The organism is Roseovarius sp. E0-M6 (assembly GCF_037083845.1).
In the GTDB taxonomy this organism is placed as follows: Bacteria; Pseudomonadota; Alphaproteobacteria; order Rhodobacterales; family Rhodobacteraceae; genus Roseovarius.
Genome location: NZ_JBAPLA010000008.1, coordinates 78,840 through 98,253, shown reverse-complemented (window position 1 = coordinate 98,253; position 19,414 = coordinate 78,840). Strand labels below are relative to the sequence as shown.

The following is a 19,414-nucleotide window of genomic DNA, read 5'->3' as shown; positions in this document are numbered from 1 at the left end:
AACGGGCACGGATGCTATCGCGCCCGCCAGCCAAGCCCGTCTTCGGTGCGGGCGCGCGGGTGATATTCTCCGCTCACGATGCCGGGATACCGGTCCCGCGCGAGACGGGCGAAGAAGGCAGGGTAATCAATGGCCCCGCCTTGGGGTTCGTGCCGGCCCTCCGCGCCTGCGACCTGCACATGCACCACCCGGTCGCAAACCTTCTTCCACGTGCCGATGACATCAGCGGTCATTCGATGCGCGTGATAAAGCGTTTCGCGAAAAACCTGAATCACAGATTTTCGCGAAACGCAGCGCAACATCCATACGTCGCACGCGTTTTGCCTTTTGCTGATGTCTCAGGTTAAAGGCGAAACGCTTTAGGCGTCGAACTGAAGCCCAAGGGTCAACGCCCCGACCTCGTCCAGAACGCGGCGCGCCATGTCGAAATCACTCAGGAAGTAGCCCGGCATATCCCATGGATTGATCGGCTCAATGGTCAGTCGCTGCGCCCCGGCAACACTCACCGCCCAGCGCAGGTTTTCCACGAACGTCTCCCGCGCCACCGGCCCCTCGGCCAGACCGGCCATCACATGCACGAATTCAACCTCCAGTGCGCGGGCCCAGGTCAGGGCCTCGCGAAACCCCTCGCGAAACCGGTCTTGCGCGCCCGGAACGGCAGCAAATCCGCGCTCGCCCGCCTCCCAATCACCCGCAGGCGTATTGATCAGGACCATCGGCATCGCGGCGGCGCGCATCGCATCGCACAGTTCTTGCACATTCAGCTCATAAGGGAACAGCATCTCTACCGCGTCGAACCCGGCCGCGCGCGCCGCCGCGATCCGGTCAATGCTCTCATAGTCCTGAAACAGGAGCGAGATATTGGCCCCGAAGCGCAAGCGCGGGGCGCTCATCCCGGCAAATCCTCGGACGGGATCATACCAAAGAAACGCGACTGCGACCAAACGCCGAACCAGCCTTCGTGATGCACTCCCATCTCGACAAGGCGATAGAAGCTCTTGCGGTCGATCAACGCTTCGAGATTGCGCCGAACCAGAACATAGGGCGACGGCTCTCCGGTCTCGCTGTCGCGCGTCACGCGAATCGGATGATCGGGCCCGGCAACCACACTGTCACCTACATTCGTCTCAAAAATAAGCGCCTGCGCCTGCCCTTCGCCCTCGGCATCCACATCCACCGCCACAAAGGGCGCGTCATCCACGGTGATGCGCCATTTCTCAACCGGTGTGACAAGGAAGAATTCGTCGCCTTCCCGCTTGAGGATGCTCGAAAACACCTTGATCAGACCCGCACGCTCGATAACGGTGCCCTCGTGATACCATGTGCCGTCCCGCGCGATCCGCATATCCATGTCACCGCTCAGGTCCGGATTCCAATCCTCCACGGGCGGAATACCCTTGCCCCGTGCTGCGCGCGCGGCTTCGGCCAGACCTTCGGTTGACGGCGTCGTGATCGGTTCTTTGCTCATTGCTTTTGCCATTTCCGTGTCAGGCTTTACTGTTACATCCGAGGATATAGTGCAGACAGGGGATTTGCCATGAGCGACGACACCGAACTGGTAGCCGGGATCGAAAAACTCGAGGCCAGGCTCGCCAATGCGCGCGCCTCCATCACCCGCCGTTTCATCGGGCAGGACCGCGTGGTGGACCTTGCGCTTTCGGCGCTTCTTGGGGGCGGTCACGGGCTGCTGATTGGGCTTCCGGGGCTGGGCAAGACCCGGCTTGTGGACACGCTCGGAACCGTGATGGGCCTCAACACCAATCGCGTGCAGTTCACGCCCGACCTGATGCCCGCCGACATCCTCGGCTCCGAAGTGCTCGAGACCGGGGTGGACGGATCGCGAGCCTTCAAATTCATCGAAGGGCCGATCTTCTGTCAGCTCCTCATGGCCGACGAAATCAACCGCGCCAGCCCGCGCACCCAGTCCGCGCTGCTTCAGGCGATGCAAGAACGGCAGGTGACGGTCGCGGGTCAGGACCGCACGCTTTCGCCGCCCTTCCATGTGCTTGCCACGCAAAACCCGATCGAGCAGGAGGGCACCTATCCCCTGCCCGAGGCACAGCTCGACCGGTTTCTCGTGCAGATCGACGTGCCACACCCCGACCGCGAGACCGAGCGCGCGATTCTCCTCGCCACCACCGGCGCCAGCGAAGAGGCCGCGCATCAGGTCTTCTCGCCCGACGACCTCATTGCCGCCCAGGCGCTTCTCCGGCGCATGCCGGTCGGCGAAGCGGTCATGGAGGCCATTCTCGATCTCGTGCGCGCCTTCCGCCCCGAGGATCCCAGCGCCTCGGACGCGGTGCGCGCGACCGTGGCTTGGGGGCCGGGGCCGCGTGCGGCACAAGCGCTCATGCTCACGGTGCGGGCGCGCGCGCTCATTCAAGGGCGGTTCGCGCCTGACGTGACGGATGTCGCGGCCATGGCGCACCCGGTTCTGACGCATCGCATGGCGCTGACTTTTGCCGCGCGCGCGCAAGGTGACAGTCTTGCACAGCTCATCACCGACAAAACCGAGGCGATCACCCGGTCCGAGGCCGCAGCGTGACCCACGCCGCCACCCTCCGAACCCGGTCCGAAACCGAGGCCGCCCGCCTGCCCGCCCTGCTTGCGCGGGCGGATCATCTGGCGGGCACGGTGCTTATGGGCGAGCATGGTCGGCGGCGCGCGGGGCAGGGCGATGATTTCTGGCAATACCGCCCGGTACAGCCCGGCGATTCGCGGCGGCACATCGACTGGCGGCGCTCGGCCCGGTCAGACGCCGAATTCGTGCGACAGCATGAATGGCAAATCGCCCAAAGCGTGATGATCTGGGTCGATCAGGCGGCGTCGATGCGCTTTAGCTCCTCGGATTCACAGCCACAAAAGGCGGATCGTGCCCGGCTTCTGGCGCTGGCCGCGGCAATCTTGCTCAATCGCGGCGGCGAACGTGTGGGTCTTACCGGGCACGGCCTGCCGCCCCGGCGCGGCGCAGCACAGATCGCCCGTCTTGCCAGCGCCCTCATGACCGAGGACGCGGCCGAATATGGCACACCTGACCTCTCGGGCCTCAAGGCGCAGGGCCACGCGCTCTTTGTGTCGGATTTCCTTGGAGAGATCGGCGGCATAAGCTCGGCACTCACATCCGCAGCCGACCGGGGCGTGCGCGGATGCCTCCTGCAAGTGCTCGATCCCGCCGAAGAAAGTTTCCCCTACCGTGGCCGCACCATCTTTGAAAGCATCGGCGGCACGATGGCCCATGAAACGCTCAAGGCGAACGAACTGCGTGATCGCTATCTCGATCGGCTGGCCACCCGCAAGACCGAGCTTGCGGCGCTCTGCGCGACGACCGGCTGGCGCTTTCATTGCCACCACACCGATAGCTCGGCGCAATCCGCGCTGCTTTGGGTGCATGGTGCAATGGGTGGCGCGACGGGGCGGGAAACGGGCCGATGACGCTGGGCCCCATCGCCTTCACCGCGCCATGGCTTCTGCTGGCGCTCGCGGCTCTGCCGATCCTGTGGATTCTGTTGCGCGCCGTGCCGCCCGCGCCCATCCGGCGCCGGTTCCCCGGTGTGGCCCTGCTCCTTGGGCTGCGCGATGACGATAGCGTCACAGACCGCACGCCATGGTGGCTCCTGCTTCTTCGGATGCTCGCGGTGGCGGGGGTGATCGTCGGTCTGGCCGGTCCGGTGCTCAATCCCCGCGCCGAGGCCGAGGCGACACGCACCGGCCCGCTGCTCATTATCACCGATGCCAGCTGGGCCAGCGCCCGCGACTGGCCCGCGACCCGCGCGCTGCTTGACACGATGCTGGCCGAGGCCGGGCGCAACGGGCGCCCGACCGCCCTCCTGCGCCTGACCGCCCCCGACGACGTGGTCTTTCAGGCCGCCGAGACATGGCGCAGTCGGCTCTCGGGGCTTTCTCCTCATCCGTGGACACCGACACCCGAAATGACCGACCAGCTCATCGCCGCGCTGCCCGACACAAACTTCGAAACCCGCTGGTTCTCTGATGGGCTTGGGCGTGCGGGGCGCCAGACGCTTCTCACCGCGCTCGCCGAACGCGGGCCGGTCACCATCCACGAAGGTGCGCGGCCGCTCATCACTCTCGCGCCGCCGGTGATCGAGAACGCCGCCCTTTCCCTGACCGCCACGCGCCTTGCCGCAGGGGCCGAGCAGACCGTTACGGTCACGACCCACGGCACCGATCCCTCCGGCTCGCCCCGCGCCTTGGCCACCTTGCCTCTGACCTTCGCCCAAGGCGAGACCGAGGCCACCGGCGCCCTGTCCTTGCCGTCCGAAATGCGCGCGCGCCTCACCCGGTTCGAGATTGCGGGTCAGGGCCACGCCGGCGCCGTCGCCCTCACCGATGACAGGCTGTCGCGCCGCGAGGTCGCGCTCATTGCCGGACGCGCCGACCGCGAAGGGCTCGAGCTGTTGTCACCGTTGCACTACCTCGAACGCGCGCTTGAGCCTACCTCGGACCTGCTGTCCGGCACGCTGTTGGAAATCCTTCCGGCCAATCCCGGCGTGATCGTGCTGGCCGATGTAGGCACGCTTTCGGCACAGGAAAACGCCGATCTTCTGGCATGGACCGAAGCGGGCGGAACGCTCCTTCGCTTTGCCGGGCCGCGCCTTGCCGCATCGGACGTGTCGCGCGATGCCGAGGCACCTCTGATGCCCGTGCGCCTGCGCTCCGGCGGCCGCACCGTCGGCGGCGCCATGAGTTGGGGCGAACCCAAAAAACTGGCCCCGTTCCCCGAAAACAGCCCATTTCAGGGCCTCGATATACCGGATGATGTCAGGGTCAGCTCTCAGGTTATGGCCCAGCCCGATCCGATCCTTGCCGAGCGCGTCATCGCCGGGCTGACCGACGGAACGCCCCTTGTCACCCGCAAGCGGGTCGGCGCGGGTCAGGTCGTTCTGTTTCACGTCACCGCCAACGCCGAATGGTCAACACTGCCGCTTTCAGGCCTGTTCGTGCAGATGCTCGAACGGCTCTCGATCACCTCCGGCACAGGCGACGCGCTCCCCCCCGACCTCGCTGACGCGTCCTGGCAGCCGATCACGGTGCTCACGGCAACGGGCCGGCCCGAATCCGGCGACACGCTTCCGGGTGTCACTGGCGCGCGGCTTCTGACCGCGCCGCTTGGCCCTGATCTGCGGCCCGGCCTCTACGAAGGCCCCGACCGCCGTGTTGCGCGCAACATCCACGATCCCGACCATGCGCTGGCGCCTGTGCGCTGGCCCCAAGGCACGTCAGTCGAAGGATTGTCGCGCGGTGCCGAAGCGCCGCTGGGCGGCTGGCTGCTCGCGGCGGCACTCGGGCTATTGATGGCCGATATCATCGCGTCGCTCGCGTTGTCGGGCCGCCTTGCGCCCGCCCGCGCCACACGCACCGGGGCCGCGTTCGCCTTGCTGGCCCTCACTCTTCCGCTCATGGCTCCGGCCCCCGCCGCCGCGCAGGATCAGCCGATCCCCGAAGAGCTTGCCCTTGCCCATGTCCTGACCGGCAACGCACAGCTTGACGAGATCGCCCAAGCCGGACTTCAGGGTCTGAGCCAAACGCTTTTCTTCCGCACCTCGGTCGAACCGGACGATCCCGTCGGCGTGAATTTGGAAACCGACGAGTTGGCTTTCTACCCGCTGCTCTATTGGCCCGTGACCCCGGAACAGCCCATCCCCTCCGACGAGGCCTATGCCCGGCTCAACACCTACTTGCGCACCGGTGGCATGATCCTTTTTGACACGCGCGATGCGGATATCGCGGGTTTCGGCGCGTCCTCCCGCAATGGCGCATGGCTGCAACGGCTGGCTGCACCGCTTGATATTCCGCCGCTGGAGCCGGTGCCGGATGATCATGTGCTCACCCGCACTTTCTACCTGCTTCAGGATTTTCCGGGGCGTCACATGGGCCGCCCCGTCTGGGTCGAGGCCGCACCCCCCGATGCCGAACGGATCGAGGGGATGCCCTTCCGCAACCTCAATGACGGCGTCACCCCGGTGGTGATCGGCGGCAATGACTGGGCGGCGGCTTGGGCGGTGAATGGCGTGGGCAACCCGATGCTGCCCGTCGGGCGCGGCTTTGCCGGTGAACGGCAGCGCGAACTCGCCTACCGCTTCGGCGTCAATCTCGTGATGCATGTCCTGACCGGCAACTACAAATCCGATCAGGTGCATGTGCCTGCCCTTCTCGATAGGTTGGGCCAATGACCGGCACACTCGTCTTCGATCCGCTCCTGCCACTCTGGCTTGTCGCCGCGCTGGCGGGCATGGCCCTTGCGGGGGTCGCACTGGGGCTTTGGCGCGGGCTTTCGGGCTGGGCGTGGCGCGGTCTCGCGGCGCTTATCGTGATCGCGGCGCTGGCCGGTCCGGTGTTCCAACAGGAAGAGCGCGCGCCGCTCTCCGATATCGTCCTCGTCGTCGAGGACCAAAGCGCGAGCCAATCGCTCGGACAGCGCGCCGGACAGACCGCGACCGCGGCCGATGCGCTGGCCGCCCGGCTCTCGGCCCGTGATGGAACCGAAGTGCGGCGCATAACCGTCCCCGATGGCGCCGACAACACCGGCACCCAAGCGATGACAGCCCTTGCCGAGGCGCTGGCGCGTGAACCGCAAGGCCGCGTCGCGGGTATCTTCATGCTGTCGGACGGGCGGCTGCACGACCTTGATCGCGCGCCCAAGCTGCCCGCGCCCACGCACCTGCTTCTCACCGGTGAGGAAGACGACTGGGATCGCCGCCTGATCGTGCGCAACGCGCCCGCCTTTGCCATCCTTGGCGAAGAGGTCACGTTGACGTTGCGTATCGAGGATGTTGGCGCGGCGCCCACACCCACGGGCTCGGTGCCCATCGACATCGCCATCGACGGAGAAGAGCCACAGCGGTTCATGATCGAGATGGGCCGTGACATCGACCTGCCCCTGCGGCTTCCGCATGGCGGGCGCAACGTGCTGCAATTCTCCACTCCCGAGGTGCCGGGCGAACTGACCGACCGCAACAACAGCGCGCTGGTTCAGATCAACGGTGTGCGCGACCGGCTTTCGGTGCTTCTCGTTTCGGGGGCGCCACATCCGGGTGGCCGCACATGGCGCAACCTTCTGAAATCCGACAGTTCCGTGGACCTTGTTCACTTCACGATCCTGCGCCCACCCGAAAAACAGGACGGCGTGCCGGTGCGCGAACTCTCCCTCATCGCCTTCCCCACCCGCGAGCTTTTCCTCGAAAAGATCGAGGATTTCGACCTGATCATCTTCGACCGTTACAAGCGGCGCGGCATCCTGCCCGCGATCTACCTCGAAAACGTGCGCAACTATGTCGAACAGGGCGGCGCGGTGCTGATTGCCGCAGGCCCCGATTTCGCCTCGGCCGACAGTCTTTACCGCTCGCCTCTCGATGCCATTGTGCCGGCACGGCCCACCGCGCGCGTCGTCAGTCAGGGCTACCGCCCGACCGTTACCGACCTTGGCGAACGTCACCCCGTTACGGCGGGCCTTGAAGATGAACATGACGGGGCCTGGGGCCAATGGCTGCGCCAGATCGAGATCACGGACGCCACCGGCGACGTGGTCATGTCCGGCGCGCAAGATCGCCCGCTTCTCGTGCTTGACCGCGTCGAGCAAGGGCGGATCGCGCTCATGGCCTCCGATCACGCCTGGCTTTGGAACCGCGGCTATGAAGGAGGCGGCCCACAGCTTGAACTGTTGCGCCGCCTTGCCCATTGGATGATGAAGGAACCCGAGCTTGAGGAAGAGGCGCTCTGGGCCACCGCCACGGGCCAGACCATGCGCATCATCCGCCGCTCGCTCGATGAAACCGTGCCCCCCGTGACCATCACCACTCCCAGCGGCGAGACCGTCGAGCTATCGCTGACTGAAACCTCGCCGGGCCGCTTTGAGACCACCTATGAGGGCCCCGAGCTGGGCCTCTACCGGCTGGCCAATGGCGATCAGACGGCCGTGATCGGGCTCGGCCCGGCAGCACCCGTCGAATTCGAAAAGACCATCGCCTCGGGCGAGGCGCTCGCGCCGGTGATCGCGGACACCAACGGCGGGATCAAAAGGCTCTCGGACGGGCTCCCACGCTTGCGCGACGTGCGCGCCGATCGGCCCGCCGCCGGGCGTGGCTGGCTCGGGATCACCCCGCGCGACGCCTATGAAACACTTTCCGTGACACAGACCGCGCTTTTGCCGCCATGGCTTGTGCTCGCGCTCTTTGCCGCCTTCACCCTGCTCGGCTGGCTGCGCGAAGGCCGCAGGTAACGCAGACCCGCTTTTCTTCTTGCGAAAAATATCCCCGCCGGAGGCGTCCCAAGCGTGATGGCATCAGAGCGGCATCTCGGCCGGCACCAACCGGTCGCTCCAGCCGTCGCGCGAACATCGCGCGCGCACGAAGACAACACGCGCCCCGTCAGGCAGCATCACATTGCTCAACGACCGGGTAAATGGCTGTTCCTGCTCATGCGGATGCAGCAATTCGCGGTGCCCGAGGCGGTTGCCCTCGGCATCCACAATCTCCCAACCGTCGGCATAATGATCCCAGCCGCTATCGGGGTGGCTCAGCGTGACGTGAAACCGCCACGTCATGCCAAGCCGTTCGGTCTCCACAGCCTCGACCACCGGCCCCTCGGCCAGCGCCGCGGAGGCCCAGATCATCGCGATCATACATGGTGCGATTCGTCTCATGCCGCCAAGCATACCGGGATTGCGGCCCCCTGTCACAACCGGCCGCGTCACACGACCCCCTCAAGCAGGATGCGCCGCGACTGGGAGGCGAACTCTCGCCGCACCACGATGAAGCAGGTGATGCACACCCCGATGATCAGCGCCCAGGACCCAAGAAGCCATGCCCCGGCCGCCATCGCGAAATAGATCGCCCGCAAGCCGCGGTTAAAGCTGCGCGCGGCGGTGATGTTGATCTCCGCCGCCTGCCGCGCCCGTGGCAGTGCCTCGGGGTCGGACGGGTCGTTCGGCACCGCCGCGACCACCACGGCGCAATACCCGAAAAGCCGGTTCGACCAGACAAATTTGAAAAATGCGTTGGCAAGAAACGCCAGCAGCAACAGGATTTTGATCTCCCACACGATGGCCGGATCACGCTCGATTGTCAGATCGCTGGCCAACCCGATCAGGGTTTCGGTGTTCCCCAGAAGGGCCAATCCGCCGCCCAGCGCGATCATCGTCGCCGAGGCGAAGAACGCCGTGCCCTGCCTCAGCATGGCAAGCGTCTGAGCATCGAAAATACGCGGATCGCGCGCCACCATTTGCTCCATCCATCGTCGGCGATAATTCGCCATCAGGATCGACACCGATGGCCGGCGCGCAGGCGGTCTCTCGACCATGAAACCGGTGATCTGCCAGCCCAACAACAAAAGCGCGACGGCAGCATAGTCCCAACTCGAAAAGAGGCTCATACGGTCAAGAAAATCCATCCTGTGATCCTATCCTGCCGGACGATCACTTGCCAGACAGTCGAATTGGTTATAGTTTCTTACCAATAGGAGCGCCGCCATGGATATGCCACCCCCCGACGCCACCATCCTCGCACGCAAGCCCGAACTGCTTGAGCGGCTGCACGCGGCGCTGCCCGACGCGGCGGTCATTTCCGACGAGGTCGAGACACGCGCCTATGAATGCGACGCGCTGACCGCCTATGCCTGTCCGCCGATGGCCGTTGTCCTGCCCGCCACCACACATGAGGTCTCAAAGATCCTGACCATCTGTCACGATCTCGGTGTGCCCGTGGTGCCGCGCGGCGCGGGCACGTCGCTGGCCGGGGGCGCGCTGCCCACCGCCGATTGCGTGATACTCGGCATCGCCCGGATGAACGAGGTTCTGGAAACCGATTATCCGAACCGCTTCATCCGCGTGCAGGCGGGGCGCACCAACCTTTCCGTTACCGGCGCGGTCGAAGAGGACGGCTTTTTCTATGCCCCCGATCCAAGCTCGCAACTGGCCTGCGCCATCGCTGGCAACATCGCGATGAATTCGGGCGGGGCGCACTGCCTCAAATACGGCGTGACCACCAACAATCTTCTGGGCGTCACCATGGTCTTGATGGATGGCACCATCACCCATCTCGGCGGCGCACATATGGATGCCGGCGGGCTCGACCTGCTCGGGCTGATCTGCGGCTCCGAAGGTCAGCTCGGCATCGTCACCGAAGCAACGCTCCGCATCCTTCCCAAGCCCGAGGGCGCACGCCCCGTGCTCATGGCGTTCGACAGCAACGAGGTTGCGGGCGCCTGTGTCAGTGACATCATTCGCGCGGGCGTTCTCCCCGTCGCGATCGAATTCATGGACCGCCCCTGCATCCGCGCCTGCGAAGCGTTCGCCAAGGCAGGCTACCCTGATTGCGAGGCGCTGCTCATCGTCGAAGTCGAAGGCAGCGAGGCCGAAATCGACGAGCAGCTTGCCACGATCATCGAGATCGCCCGTCGTCACAACCCCGTCGAGTTGCGCGAAAGCCGTTCAGCCGAAGAAAGCGCGCGCATCTGGCTCGGGCGCAAATCGGCCTTCGGCGCGATGGGTCAGATCAACGACTACATGTGCCTCGATGGCACCATCCCGGTGAGCCAGCTTCCCCATGTTCTCAAACGTATCGGAGAGATGAGCACCGAGTTCGGCCTCGGCGTCGCCAATGTCTTTCACGCAGGCGACGGCAACATGCACCCCCTCATCCTCTTTGACGCCAACGAACCCGGCGACCTTGAGAAATGCGAGGCCATGGGCGCCGAAATCCTGAAGCTCTGCGTCGAGGTCGGCGGCTGCCTCACCGGCGAACACGGCGTCGGCATCGAAAAACGCGACCTCATGCGCCACCAATATGATCCCGCCGACCTTGAGGCACAGATGGCGGTGAAAGACGTGTTCGATCCCGGATGGCTCTTGAATCCGGCCAAGGTCTTTCCTCTGGGCGACAGCGCAGCACGCCGTATCGCCGCCGAGTGACGGCAGCGCCGTTGGATTTTGAGTAGTTTTGGAACGTTGAACGCCATGACCCCCAAGAGCGAAGACGAACTGGCCCGCCTCATCCGCGAAGCTGACGGGCCGCTCCGCATCACGGGGGGCGGCACGCGAATGACCCGGGCGAGTGACGGCGAAACCCTGTCAACCTCCGCGCTGTCGGGCGTCACTTTGTATGAACCCGGCGCGCTCACGCTCGTGGCGCAGGCGGGCACGCCCGTGGCCGAAATCGAGGCGGCTCTCGACGCCGAGGGCCAGATGCTCGCCTTCGAGCCGATGGACCACCGCGGCCTCTTGGGCACCTCCGGCACACCCACGATCGGCGGCGTCGTGGCCGCGAATGTCTCGGGGCCGCGCCGCGTGTCCTCGGTCGGCGCTTGCCGCGACAGCCTTCTGGGTGTGCGCTTTGTCGACGGGTCCGGCACCCTCGTCAAGAACGGCGGGCGTGTCATGAAAAACGTCACCGGTTATGACCTGACCAAGCTCATGGCGGGCAGCTTTGGCACCCTTGGCGTTCTGACCGAAGTCGCGCTCAAGGTCTTGCCGCGCAAACCCGCCACAGCCGTCCTCCTGCGCGAGGGTCTGGATGACGAGACCGCGATCACCGCGCTCTGCCGCGCGCTCGGCTCCCCCTACGAGGTGACGGGCGCCGCACATCTGCAACGCGGCCTTGACGGCGCGCCGGTCACGATGATCCGGCTTGAGGGCAGTGAGGCGTCAACAGCCTACCGAAGCGACGCCCTGTGCCGCAACCTTGCCGAATTCGGCCCCTTCACCATCGAACGCGATCCCGGGCGCACACGGGACTGCTGGCGCGATGTTCGCGATGTGGCCCCGTTCCATGACCGCGCGGGCGATATTTGGCGCCTGTCGGTCAAGCCCACCGATGCCCCCGCCATCGTGGCCGCCTTTGAGGGGGCCGAGGCGGTCTATGACTGGGGCGGCGGCCTGATCTGGCTCTGCGTGCCCGAAGGCACCGATGCCGACAGGGTCCGCCGCGCCCTTGCCGGAGCGAACGGGCACGTCACCTTTGTCCGGCGCACTGCTACCGGTAACAGGTTCCACCCCGCCGCCCCGGCTGTTGCGGCGCTTCAGGCGGGGTTGCGGCACCGTTTCGACCCCCGCGGCATCCTCAACCCCGGCCTGATGGGATAGATCATGCAGACGCATTTCACCCCCGACCAGCTTCGCGATCCCGGCACGAAACGCGCCAATGATATCCTGCGAAGTTGCGTGCATTGCGGCTTCTGCACTGCGACCTGCCCGACCTATCAGGTGCTTGGCGACGAACTCGATAGCCCGCGGGGCCGCATCTACCTGATCAAGGACATGTTGGAAAACGAACGTGTGCCGGACGAAAAGACCGTCACACATATCGACCGCTGCCTGTCCTGCCTTGCCTGCATGACAACCTGCCCGTCGGGCGTGCATTATATGCACCTTGTCGATCACGCGCGCGAATACATTGAAAACAATTACAAAAGACCGTTGTCCGACCGCGCCCTGCGCTGGGTTCTGGCGCGAATCCTGCCCTATCCGATGCGCTTTCGAATCGCACTTCTGGGCGCCAAGATAGGCCGTCCTTTCGCCCGGCTGATGCCTGATGCACGCCTGCGCGCCATGCTTGAAATGGCTCCGAAACAGGTGCCACCTGTGAGCCGAAATGACGATCCGCAAAGCTTTCAGGCGCAAGGCGCGCGCAAGAAACGCGTGGCGCTGATGACCGGCTGTGCGCAAAAGGCGCTGAACACCGATATTAATGACGCCACCATTCGCCTGCTCACAAGGCTGGGCTGTGAGGTCGTGGTGGCCGAGGGCGCGGGCTGCTGCGGCGCGCTCACCCACCATATGGGCAAGACCGGCGAAAGCCACGCCACAGCGGCCAGGAATGTCCGCGCATGGGCACACGAGATGGACGGCGATGGCCTTGATGCCATCGCGATCAACACCAGCGGCTGTGGCACCACGGTCAAGGATTACGGCCATATGTTCCGCAATGATCCGCTCGCCACCGAGGCCGCGCGCGTCTCCGATCTCGCGATGGATGTGAGCGAGCTTTTGATGACGCTCGATCTGCCGCAGGGGCCGGACAAGGGAACCACCGTCGCCTACCACGCGGCCTGCTCACTCCAGCACGGGCAACAGATCAAGACCTTTCCCAAAGACCTGCTAAAGCGCGCCGGGTTCCGCGTGGTCGAACCCGCCGATGCGCATCTCTGCTGCGGCTCGGCGGGCACCTATAATCTCATGCAGCCCGAGATTTCCGCCCAATTGAGGGATCGCAAACTGCGCACACTCGAAGCCAAGGAGCCAGACATTATTGCCGCCGGGAACATAGGCTGCATGATGCAGATCGGGCGCGCCACCGATATCCCCATGGTGCATACGGTCGAATTGCTCGACTGGGCCACCGGCGGACCGAAACCCCCGGCGATGGGGTGATGCGCCGCGATCCCTGCCCGCCTTACTGCGCCCGCCTTACTGCGCCAGATTATCCATCTTCCGCGCCAGCTTCACGTCAAGCGAACTCAGCCCATCCACGTCATGCGTGGTCAGCGTGACCTCGACCGAATTGTAGACATTGAACCATTCGGGATGGTGGTTCCATTTCTCGGCCCAGATCGCCGCGCGGGTCATGAACCCGAACGCTTCGGTGAAGTCGTCGAACTTGAAGGACTTGGTGATCGCGTCGCGACCCTCCACCATCTCCCAGCCATTGTCGGTCAACGGGCCCAGCATCGTCTCGCGCGCCGTGTCGCTCAGTTTCTCGGTCATTGGTGCTCTTCCTCCTCTGTGTTTCGGAACGGGCCATAACTCGTGAGAATTTCAATCTCGTCATCCACTGCCGCGCCCTCTGCCTCAAGATAGTGCGCAACAGCGCGCGCGAAACCCGGGTCGCTCATCCAATGCAGCGAATGGACAGGTTTGGGTAGGTATCCCCGCGCCAGCTTGTGCTCTCCCTGCGCGCCGGCCTCCACCCGCCCGAGCTTGTGAGCGATGGCGTAATCCATGGCCTGATAATAGCACAGTTCGAAATGCAGGTTCGCATGCGCCTCGGCACATCCCCAATACCGGCCAAAAAGCGCATTCCGCCCGATCAGGTTCATCGCCCCCGCAACAGGCCACCCGTCACGTAGCGCGAAGATCAGCAAAATATCGTCCCGCAGGACATCATGCGCCAGATCGAAAAAGGCCCGCGCAAGATAGGGTGTGCCCCATTTCCGCGCGCCCGTATCCTGATAGAAATGCCACATGGCATCCCAGTGTTCGGGCTGAATCGCATCGCCGGTAAGATGCACGATCTCTCCGCCAAATCCTTGCGCCGCCGCGCGCTCTTTGCGGATATTCTTGCGCTTGCGCGAACTCAGATCGGCCAGAAATGCACTGAAATCGGCATAGCCACGGTTTTCCCAGTGATATTGCTGAGTCCGTCGCGCCATCAGGCCAAGGGTTTCGCCCGCCGCACATTCGTCGGCCGTGCAAAAGGTGACATGCAGAGAGCTGATGCCGTGCCGCTCGGCCATTTCGACCGCACCTTGTGTCAGCGCCGCCCGGCCCATGGCCTCATGCCCCGGTTTCGTCAGAAAACGGCGGCCCGTCACCGGGGTGAACGGAACGGCGATCTGAAGCTTGGGGTAATACCGCCCGCCCGCGCGCTCATATGCGTGGGCCCAGTTGTGATCGAAAATGTATTCGCCTTGACTGTGTCCCTTGGCATAAAGCGGCGCGACGGCGATCACCTCGTCGCCCGCGCGGGCGCTCATGTAATGCCCTTCCCATCCGGTGCCGGGGCCCACCGATCCACTTTGTTCCAACGCATTGAGGAACCTGTAGGTGGTGAACGGGTCGTCCGGGCGTCCGCCATCCGCCGCCTCCGGGCAGGCGCAGGCATCCCAAGCGGCCTCCCCGATATCCGAGAGGCGCTCATGCAGGGTCAGGGTGATTTCGGTTTCGGTCATCGCCATATGCAACTGGGGCCTGAGTCCCGAGGTTCAAGCGGGATGGGCAGCAAGATAACGCTCGAACGTGATGTTATCCGCAACTTCACGGGCCTCCCGTTCCTGTTCGCGGGATCGCACAGTCCAGCACAGCACAGGCGCGCCTCCGGCCTTGAGTTCTGCCACCCGCCCCCGGCCGAGATCGCTGGCCTGATGGCTGATGAAACTGGCCCCCGCCGCGACGAAATCAGGTATCTCACGCAGGCGCCTGCGCGTTTCCCGGCGCAAAAGCGGCCAGTCCTTCATCCCGAAAGCACAGGTGACAAGGCCGCGGGGGATATCCGGGCAAAGCCCACGCAGAGCGATCACCGAATGCGGATTGAACGACATAAGCGCGACATCCCCCCCATACCCCGCAAGGTCGGCCGCCACCGCCGCCTCAAGGCGTCCATCGGTCTCGCCCATCTGGCCATGCTGATCCTTAAGCTCGATGAGGAGCGGCGCGCGCCCGTCGATCAGCCCGAGAATTTCACGCAGGGTCGCAATGCCCTCATCTCCCCCCTTGAGGCGAAGCGCCGCCAGCTCCTCTGCGCTGCGTTGCCGGATCGCACCGCGCTGACCAGTCAATCGGCCAAGGTCGTAATCATGAAAAACCATGGCCCGCCCGTCACGCGACAATTGCAGGTCCAATTCGATGCCATAGCCGTGCGCAATCGCCGCGCGCATCGCCGCGCGCGAATTTTCCGGGCGCCCGTCACCGACATCATGCAGGGCCCGGTGCGCCACGGGCACGCGCAGGAACACTTCGGGCAGATCGCTCATCTGATCTCGAAAACCCCGTCGATCTCGACCGCGACACCAAAGGGAAGCGACGGCGCCGAAACCGCGGCGCGCGCGTGCTTGCCCGTCTCTCCCAGCGCCTCTCCGAGGAAGTCCGACGCGCCATTGATCACCAGCGGCTGTTCGGTGAAATCCGGGGTCGAGTTGACAAACCCACCGAGCTTCACCACCCGCACGAGACGATCAAGATCACCCCCACAGGCCGCCTTCACCTGCGCCAGAAGCGCGATGGCACAGACTTTCGCGGCCTTGGCCCCCTCGGCGACATCCATGTCATCACCCAGCTTGCCGGTGATAAGCCCGGTGTCATCCTTGGAAATCTGGCCTGACACATGCAAAAGATTGCCGGTCTGCACATAGGGCACGTAATTGGCCGCCGGCGCCGGTGCCTCAGGGAGCGTCACGCCCATTTCGGCAAGTTTGCTTTCGAAATTTCCCATTGTTCCACCTCTTGGGCTGATCCGTTATGCGCGACGCTAACGGGGCGCGGCGCGAAAGGGAATGTCAAATTCCGCCCCGCACTCCGCTTCCGTCGGGGGCCCGCCCGATCAGGCCCGGAACGCCTTGGTGAAATACCGGATCAGCGGCTGGGTGAGATAGTGCAAAGGCGTCTGATCTCCGGTGCGGATGAACACCGCCACCGGCATTCCCGGGGTCAGCGCAACTTGCGCGGGCAGGCGCCCCAGCTCGCCCCGGTTCAGCACGATCTCGGCCCGGTAGAAGCGCGCGCCGGGGCCCTCGGCCTCGAACACATCCGCTGAAATCACGCGAACCCGCCCCTCCAATTCCGGCGCGTCCGGCCCGGCAAGGGCCGGAAATCTGAGCGTGGCCCGTTGCCCGACAAAGACCGCGTCGACATCGAGAGGCGGCACTTGTGCGACGATGATCGGGGCCTCCGCGTGCGGCACGATCCACATCGCCGTGTCCCCCGCGCGCAGCACCGCGGCCGGCCTCTGGATACGCAACCCGTGAACCGTGCCCGCGATTGGCGCCCGTATCTCCAGCCGTGCCTGCCGCGCGCTCAACGCGCGTCGTGTCTCCCTAAGCTCAAGTTCCCGGTGCCGCAGGTCGCGCAGCCGCGTGATCGCCTCTTCGCGCCGCGTGCGCGTCAGGCGCAACCGGTCCACCGCGATCGCCGCGATGCGGCCTTCGGCCTCTGCCCACTGCGCGCCCGCCTCGGCGATGGCACCCTCCAACCGCGCGGCCTCACGGCGCAGCACAAGCACGCGCGCCGCAGGCACCAACCCGCGCGCGCGCAGCGTCTCCTGCCCCGTCAGTTCCTCGAGGATCAGTTGTCGCTGCCGCTCAAGCGCATTGCGTTGCGCCTTGAGCCCGGCCACCGCCTCGCCCAGATGCGCCGCGCGCTGCGTGAGTTGCGCCACCTCGGCCGCGTGCGATTGCGCGCGCGCCGCGTGCAGCCGCTCCTGTCCTGCCATCAGGTCGCGCACCTCGGCGCTCCCTGCCGCCATCCGGTTCAATTCGGGCGCAAACACCGGCTCCGAAAGCCCGTCGCGCTCCGCCTCGAGCCGTGCTCGCCGTGCGATCACCTCGAAAAGGCGGGTTTCCGTAATGCTCAGGTCCGTGCCAAGCGCGCCCGGCTCCAACCGCATCAGAAGGTCACCCGGACTCACCTCATCGCCCTCGCGCACCTCAAGGGACGTCACGACGCCCCCCTCCGGATGCTGGATCACCTGTCGGCTCAGCCCTGCGTCGACGACACCCTGCGCAATGATCGCCCCGGCAAGGCGCGCGGCCACCGCCCAGCCTCCGAACCCGCCAAGCAACAGGACAAGTCCGAGGCATCCGACGATCACGGGCCGCCGCACCGATCCCAAGGGCGCCGTCGCATCCGTCATGAGGCAAGCCCCCTCTCCGCGCTTTCGCCCATGCACAGATCAGCGGCCCGCTCCAACACCTGCTCACGCGGTCCAAACGACCGTGCGAGCCCACCGTCAAGCAGGAGGAGAAGATCGCAGTCTTCGACGCTGACCGCGTGATGCGCCATCACGATCACCGCGCCGCCCGCCGCTTTCACCTTCGCGATGACGTCCCTCACCGTGGCGCGGCCCCGATGGTCGAGTCCGGCATGAGGCTCATCAAGGACCAGAAGCACAGGATCACCGTAGAGCGCACGGGCCAGCCCGATACGGCGCGCCTGCCCACCCGAAAGCGGGGCGCCGTCCGTGTCGAGCCAGGTATCATACCCCTCGGGTAGATCGAGGATCATGTCATGCACCCCCGCCCTGCGCGCAGCCGCGATGACCGCGTCATCCCTCACCGGTCGGTCAAGCCGGCCAATATTCTCGGCGATGGTCCCCTCGATAAATCGCACCTGCTGCGGCAAATAGCCAATGAGCCGGCCAAGCGTATCCGGCGCATAATGATCGAGCGCCGCACCGCCCAACCTGACCTTGCCCCATACAGGGGGCCAACCACCGGTCAGTGCATGGGCCAACGTGGATTTGCCGGACCCCGAAGGCCCGATCACGCCCACCGCTTCACCCGGCTCGATCGTCATGGACACGCCACGCAACACCGCGCCCGAAGCGCCGGGGGGCACGACCGTCGCCTGTTGCACCTGCACCCGCGCGACGGGATGCGGCAGCCCGGTGCGCGGCACAGTCGGCGGCACCTCGCTCAGCGCGCGGGCCAGCGCCTGCCTGCCGCGCCGCGCCTGATCAAGCGCGGACCACTGGCCGATCACCTGCTCCACCGGCATCAGAGCGCGGCCAAGCAGGATCGAGCCCGCAATCATCGCGCCGGGGCCAAGTTCTCCGCCCAGAACGAGCCACGCCCCCATGCCCAGCATCGCGGATTGCAGGAAAAGCCTGAGAGTCCGCGTGAGCGCCGCGAACCCGCCCCCCTGATCAGCCAGCCGCTGTTGATCCGAAAGCGCCAGATCCGCCGACTCGCGCCAGCGCCGGAACGCCGCATCGCGCATCCCGAGGCTCCGCACCGTATCGGCGGCACCCGCGATCTCTGCGGCGCTGGCATCCGCGCGCCGCTGAGAGGTCATCGCCTGCACACCCGGGCCCCGCGAGAGCCGCTGATGCAGTATGGAAATCATCACGAGGCTCAGTCCCCCCGCCACGGCAAGAAGCCCCAAAGAAGGATGGAACATCCAGATTCCAAACAAGAATATCGGCACCCAAGGCAGGTCGAACAGGGCAAGCATCACCGGTGAGACCATGATCCGCTGCACCGCATCCATATCCCGTAGCACGGTAGCACCGGCCCCCTGCTGCGCCTGATCCCCCAGCAAAAGGTCGTAGATTCGCCGCCCCAGCCCAAGTTGAAACCGCACGCCGATCCGGGCCATGATGCGGCCCCGTGCCCAGTCAAGCACGCCCATCATCGCAAAGAGGAATGCCGCAAGAAGCGTGAGCGACACCAGCGTCGCCTCCGACCCGCTGTTCAGCACCCGGTCATAGACCTGAAGCATGTAAAGCGGCCCGGTCAGCATCAGAAGGTTGGAGAAAAGGCTCAGAAGCCCGACAAACCACAGGAGCGGCAGGCTTCGGGCCCGCAGATCGCGCAGTTCCTTGCCGCCGTCATGCGGCGTGCCGGGGCGCGATCGCCTCATCGCGGTTCCGCCATCGCTGTCGCGCCCTGCGCTCCGGCGTTACCGATCTGCCACGTGTCACTTGCAACCGTCGCCAACTCTGTCACCTCGGGCGGGATTGGGTTAGATAGTCGT

General features: G+C 65.3%; 16 protein-coding genes and 1 pseudogene. 7 read left to right on the top strand and 10 right to left on the bottom strand.

Going from position 1 to position 19,414, the window contains the following annotated elements:
- Nucleotides 1-14: 14 nt before the first annotated feature.
- Nucleotides 15-893: pseudogene (locus V8359_RS16970) on the bottom strand (hydroxypyruvate isomerase family protein).
- Nucleotides 890-1,468 (bottom strand): DUF1285 domain-containing protein, encoded by a 579-nt coding sequence (locus tag V8359_RS16965; RefSeq protein WP_336430279.1) that lies wholly within the window; start codon nt 1,466-1,468, stop codon nt 890-892. Before V8359_RS16965 ends, V8359_RS16970 begins: the two are co-directional and overlap by 4 nt.
- Before the next feature lie 69 nt (nt 1,469-1,537).
- Here V8359_RS16965 and V8359_RS16960 point away from each other — a divergent pair, with 69 nt between their 5' ends.
- Genes V8359_RS16960 through V8359_RS16945 form a run of 4 tightly spaced genes read left to right on the top strand, consistent with a single transcriptional unit; the run spans nt 1,538 to nt 8,236 of the window.
- On the top strand, nt 1,538-2,545 hold the full coding sequence (locus V8359_RS16960) for an AAA family ATPase (RefSeq protein ID WP_336430278.1): 1,008 nt from the start codon (nt 1,538-1,540) through the stop codon (nt 2,543-2,545).
- A complete protein-coding gene (locus V8359_RS16955; protein WP_336430277.1) occupies nt 2,542-3,432 on the top strand; it encodes a DUF58 domain-containing protein in 891 nt (296 codons plus the stop codon). Before V8359_RS16960 ends, V8359_RS16955 begins: the two co-directional genes overlap by 4 nt.
- On the top strand, nt 3,429-6,191 hold the full coding sequence (locus V8359_RS16950; protein ID WP_336430276.1) for a DUF4159 domain-containing protein: 2,763 nt from the start codon (nt 3,429-3,431) through the stop codon (nt 6,189-6,191). The genes V8359_RS16955 and V8359_RS16950 overlap by 4 nt, the downstream gene beginning before the upstream one ends.
- On the top strand, nt 6,188-8,236 hold the full coding sequence (locus tag V8359_RS16945) for a hypothetical protein (RefSeq protein ID WP_336430275.1): 2,049 nt from the start codon (nt 6,188-6,190) through the stop codon (nt 8,234-8,236). Before V8359_RS16950 ends, V8359_RS16945 begins: the two co-directional genes overlap by 4 nt.
- Nucleotides 8,237-8,299: 63 nt before the next feature.
- Here V8359_RS16945 and V8359_RS16940 read toward each other — a convergent pair whose 3' ends face one another.
- Together V8359_RS16940 and V8359_RS16935 are read right to left on the bottom strand one after the other, a co-directional pair.
- Nucleotides 8,300-8,710: a hypothetical protein gene (locus V8359_RS16940; protein WP_336430273.1), complete on the bottom strand. Its 411-nt coding sequence runs from the start codon at nt 8,708-8,710 to the stop codon at nt 8,300-8,302.
- Entirely contained in the window at nt 8,707-9,405 is a 699-nt protein-coding gene (locus tag V8359_RS16935; RefSeq protein ID WP_336430272.1) for a DUF599 domain-containing protein, read from the bottom strand. Before V8359_RS16935 ends, V8359_RS16940 begins: the two co-directional genes overlap by 4 nt.
- Nucleotides 9,406-9,484: 79 nt before the next feature.
- Here V8359_RS16935 and V8359_RS16930 point away from each other — a divergent pair, with 79 nt between their 5' ends.
- The 3 genes from V8359_RS16930 to glcF are packed head-to-tail and all read left to right on the top strand — an operon-like array spanning nt 9,485 to nt 13,381.
- Nucleotides 9,485-10,924 (top strand): FAD-linked oxidase C-terminal domain-containing protein, encoded by a 1,440-nt coding sequence (locus V8359_RS16930; protein WP_336430271.1) that lies wholly within the window; start codon nt 9,485-9,487, stop codon nt 10,922-10,924.
- 45 nt (nt 10,925-10,969) lie between these two features.
- A complete protein-coding gene (locus tag V8359_RS16925) occupies nt 10,970-12,094 on the top strand; it encodes an FAD-binding protein (RefSeq protein ID WP_336430270.1) in 1,125 nt (374 codons plus the stop codon).
- 3 nt (nt 12,095-12,097) lie between these two features.
- Nucleotides 12,098-13,381, top strand: a complete 1,284-nt coding sequence (glcF, locus tag V8359_RS16920) for a glycolate oxidase subunit GlcF (RefSeq protein ID WP_336430269.1) — start codon at nt 12,098-12,100, stop codon at nt 13,379-13,381.
- Between the two features lie 36 nt (nt 13,382-13,417).
- Here the strand turns inward: glcF and V8359_RS16915 are convergent, their stop codons facing one another.
- The 6 genes from V8359_RS16915 to V8359_RS16890 all read right to left on the bottom strand — a co-directional run bounded on the left by V8359_RS16915 (nt 13,418) and on the right by V8359_RS16890 (nt 19,300).
- Nucleotides 13,418-13,714, bottom strand: a complete 297-nt coding sequence (locus tag V8359_RS16915) for a 4a-hydroxytetrahydrobiopterin dehydratase (protein ID WP_336430268.1) — start codon at nt 13,712-13,714, stop codon at nt 13,418-13,420.
- The gene (locus tag V8359_RS16910) at nt 13,711-14,898 is read right to left on the bottom strand and encodes a GNAT family N-acetyltransferase (RefSeq protein ID WP_336430267.1); all 1,188 of its coding nucleotides are present in this window, start codon (nt 14,896-14,898) and stop codon (nt 13,711-13,713) included. The genes V8359_RS16915 and V8359_RS16910 overlap by 4 nt, the downstream gene beginning before the upstream one ends.
- Nucleotides 14,899-14,931: 33 nt before the next feature.
- Complete coding sequence (locus V8359_RS16905) at nt 14,932-15,699, bottom strand: glycerophosphodiester phosphodiesterase family protein (protein WP_336430266.1); 768 nt, start codon at nt 15,697-15,699, stop codon at nt 14,932-14,934.
- A complete protein-coding gene (locus V8359_RS16900; RefSeq protein ID WP_336430265.1) occupies nt 15,696-16,157 on the bottom strand; it encodes a RidA family protein in 462 nt (153 codons plus the stop codon). Before V8359_RS16900 ends, V8359_RS16905 begins: the two co-directional genes overlap by 4 nt.
- A 108-nt stretch (nt 16,158-16,265) precedes the next feature.
- The gene (locus V8359_RS16895; RefSeq protein WP_336430264.1) at nt 16,266-17,573 is read right to left on the bottom strand and encodes an HlyD family type I secretion periplasmic adaptor subunit; all 1,308 of its coding nucleotides are present in this window, start codon (nt 17,571-17,573) and stop codon (nt 16,266-16,268) included.
- Nucleotides 17,570-19,300 (bottom strand): type I secretion system permease/ATPase, encoded by a 1,731-nt coding sequence (locus V8359_RS16890; protein WP_336430263.1) that lies wholly within the window; start codon nt 19,298-19,300, stop codon nt 17,570-17,572. Before V8359_RS16890 ends, V8359_RS16895 begins: the two co-directional genes overlap by 4 nt.
- Nucleotides 19,301-19,414: the final 114 nt, after the last annotated feature.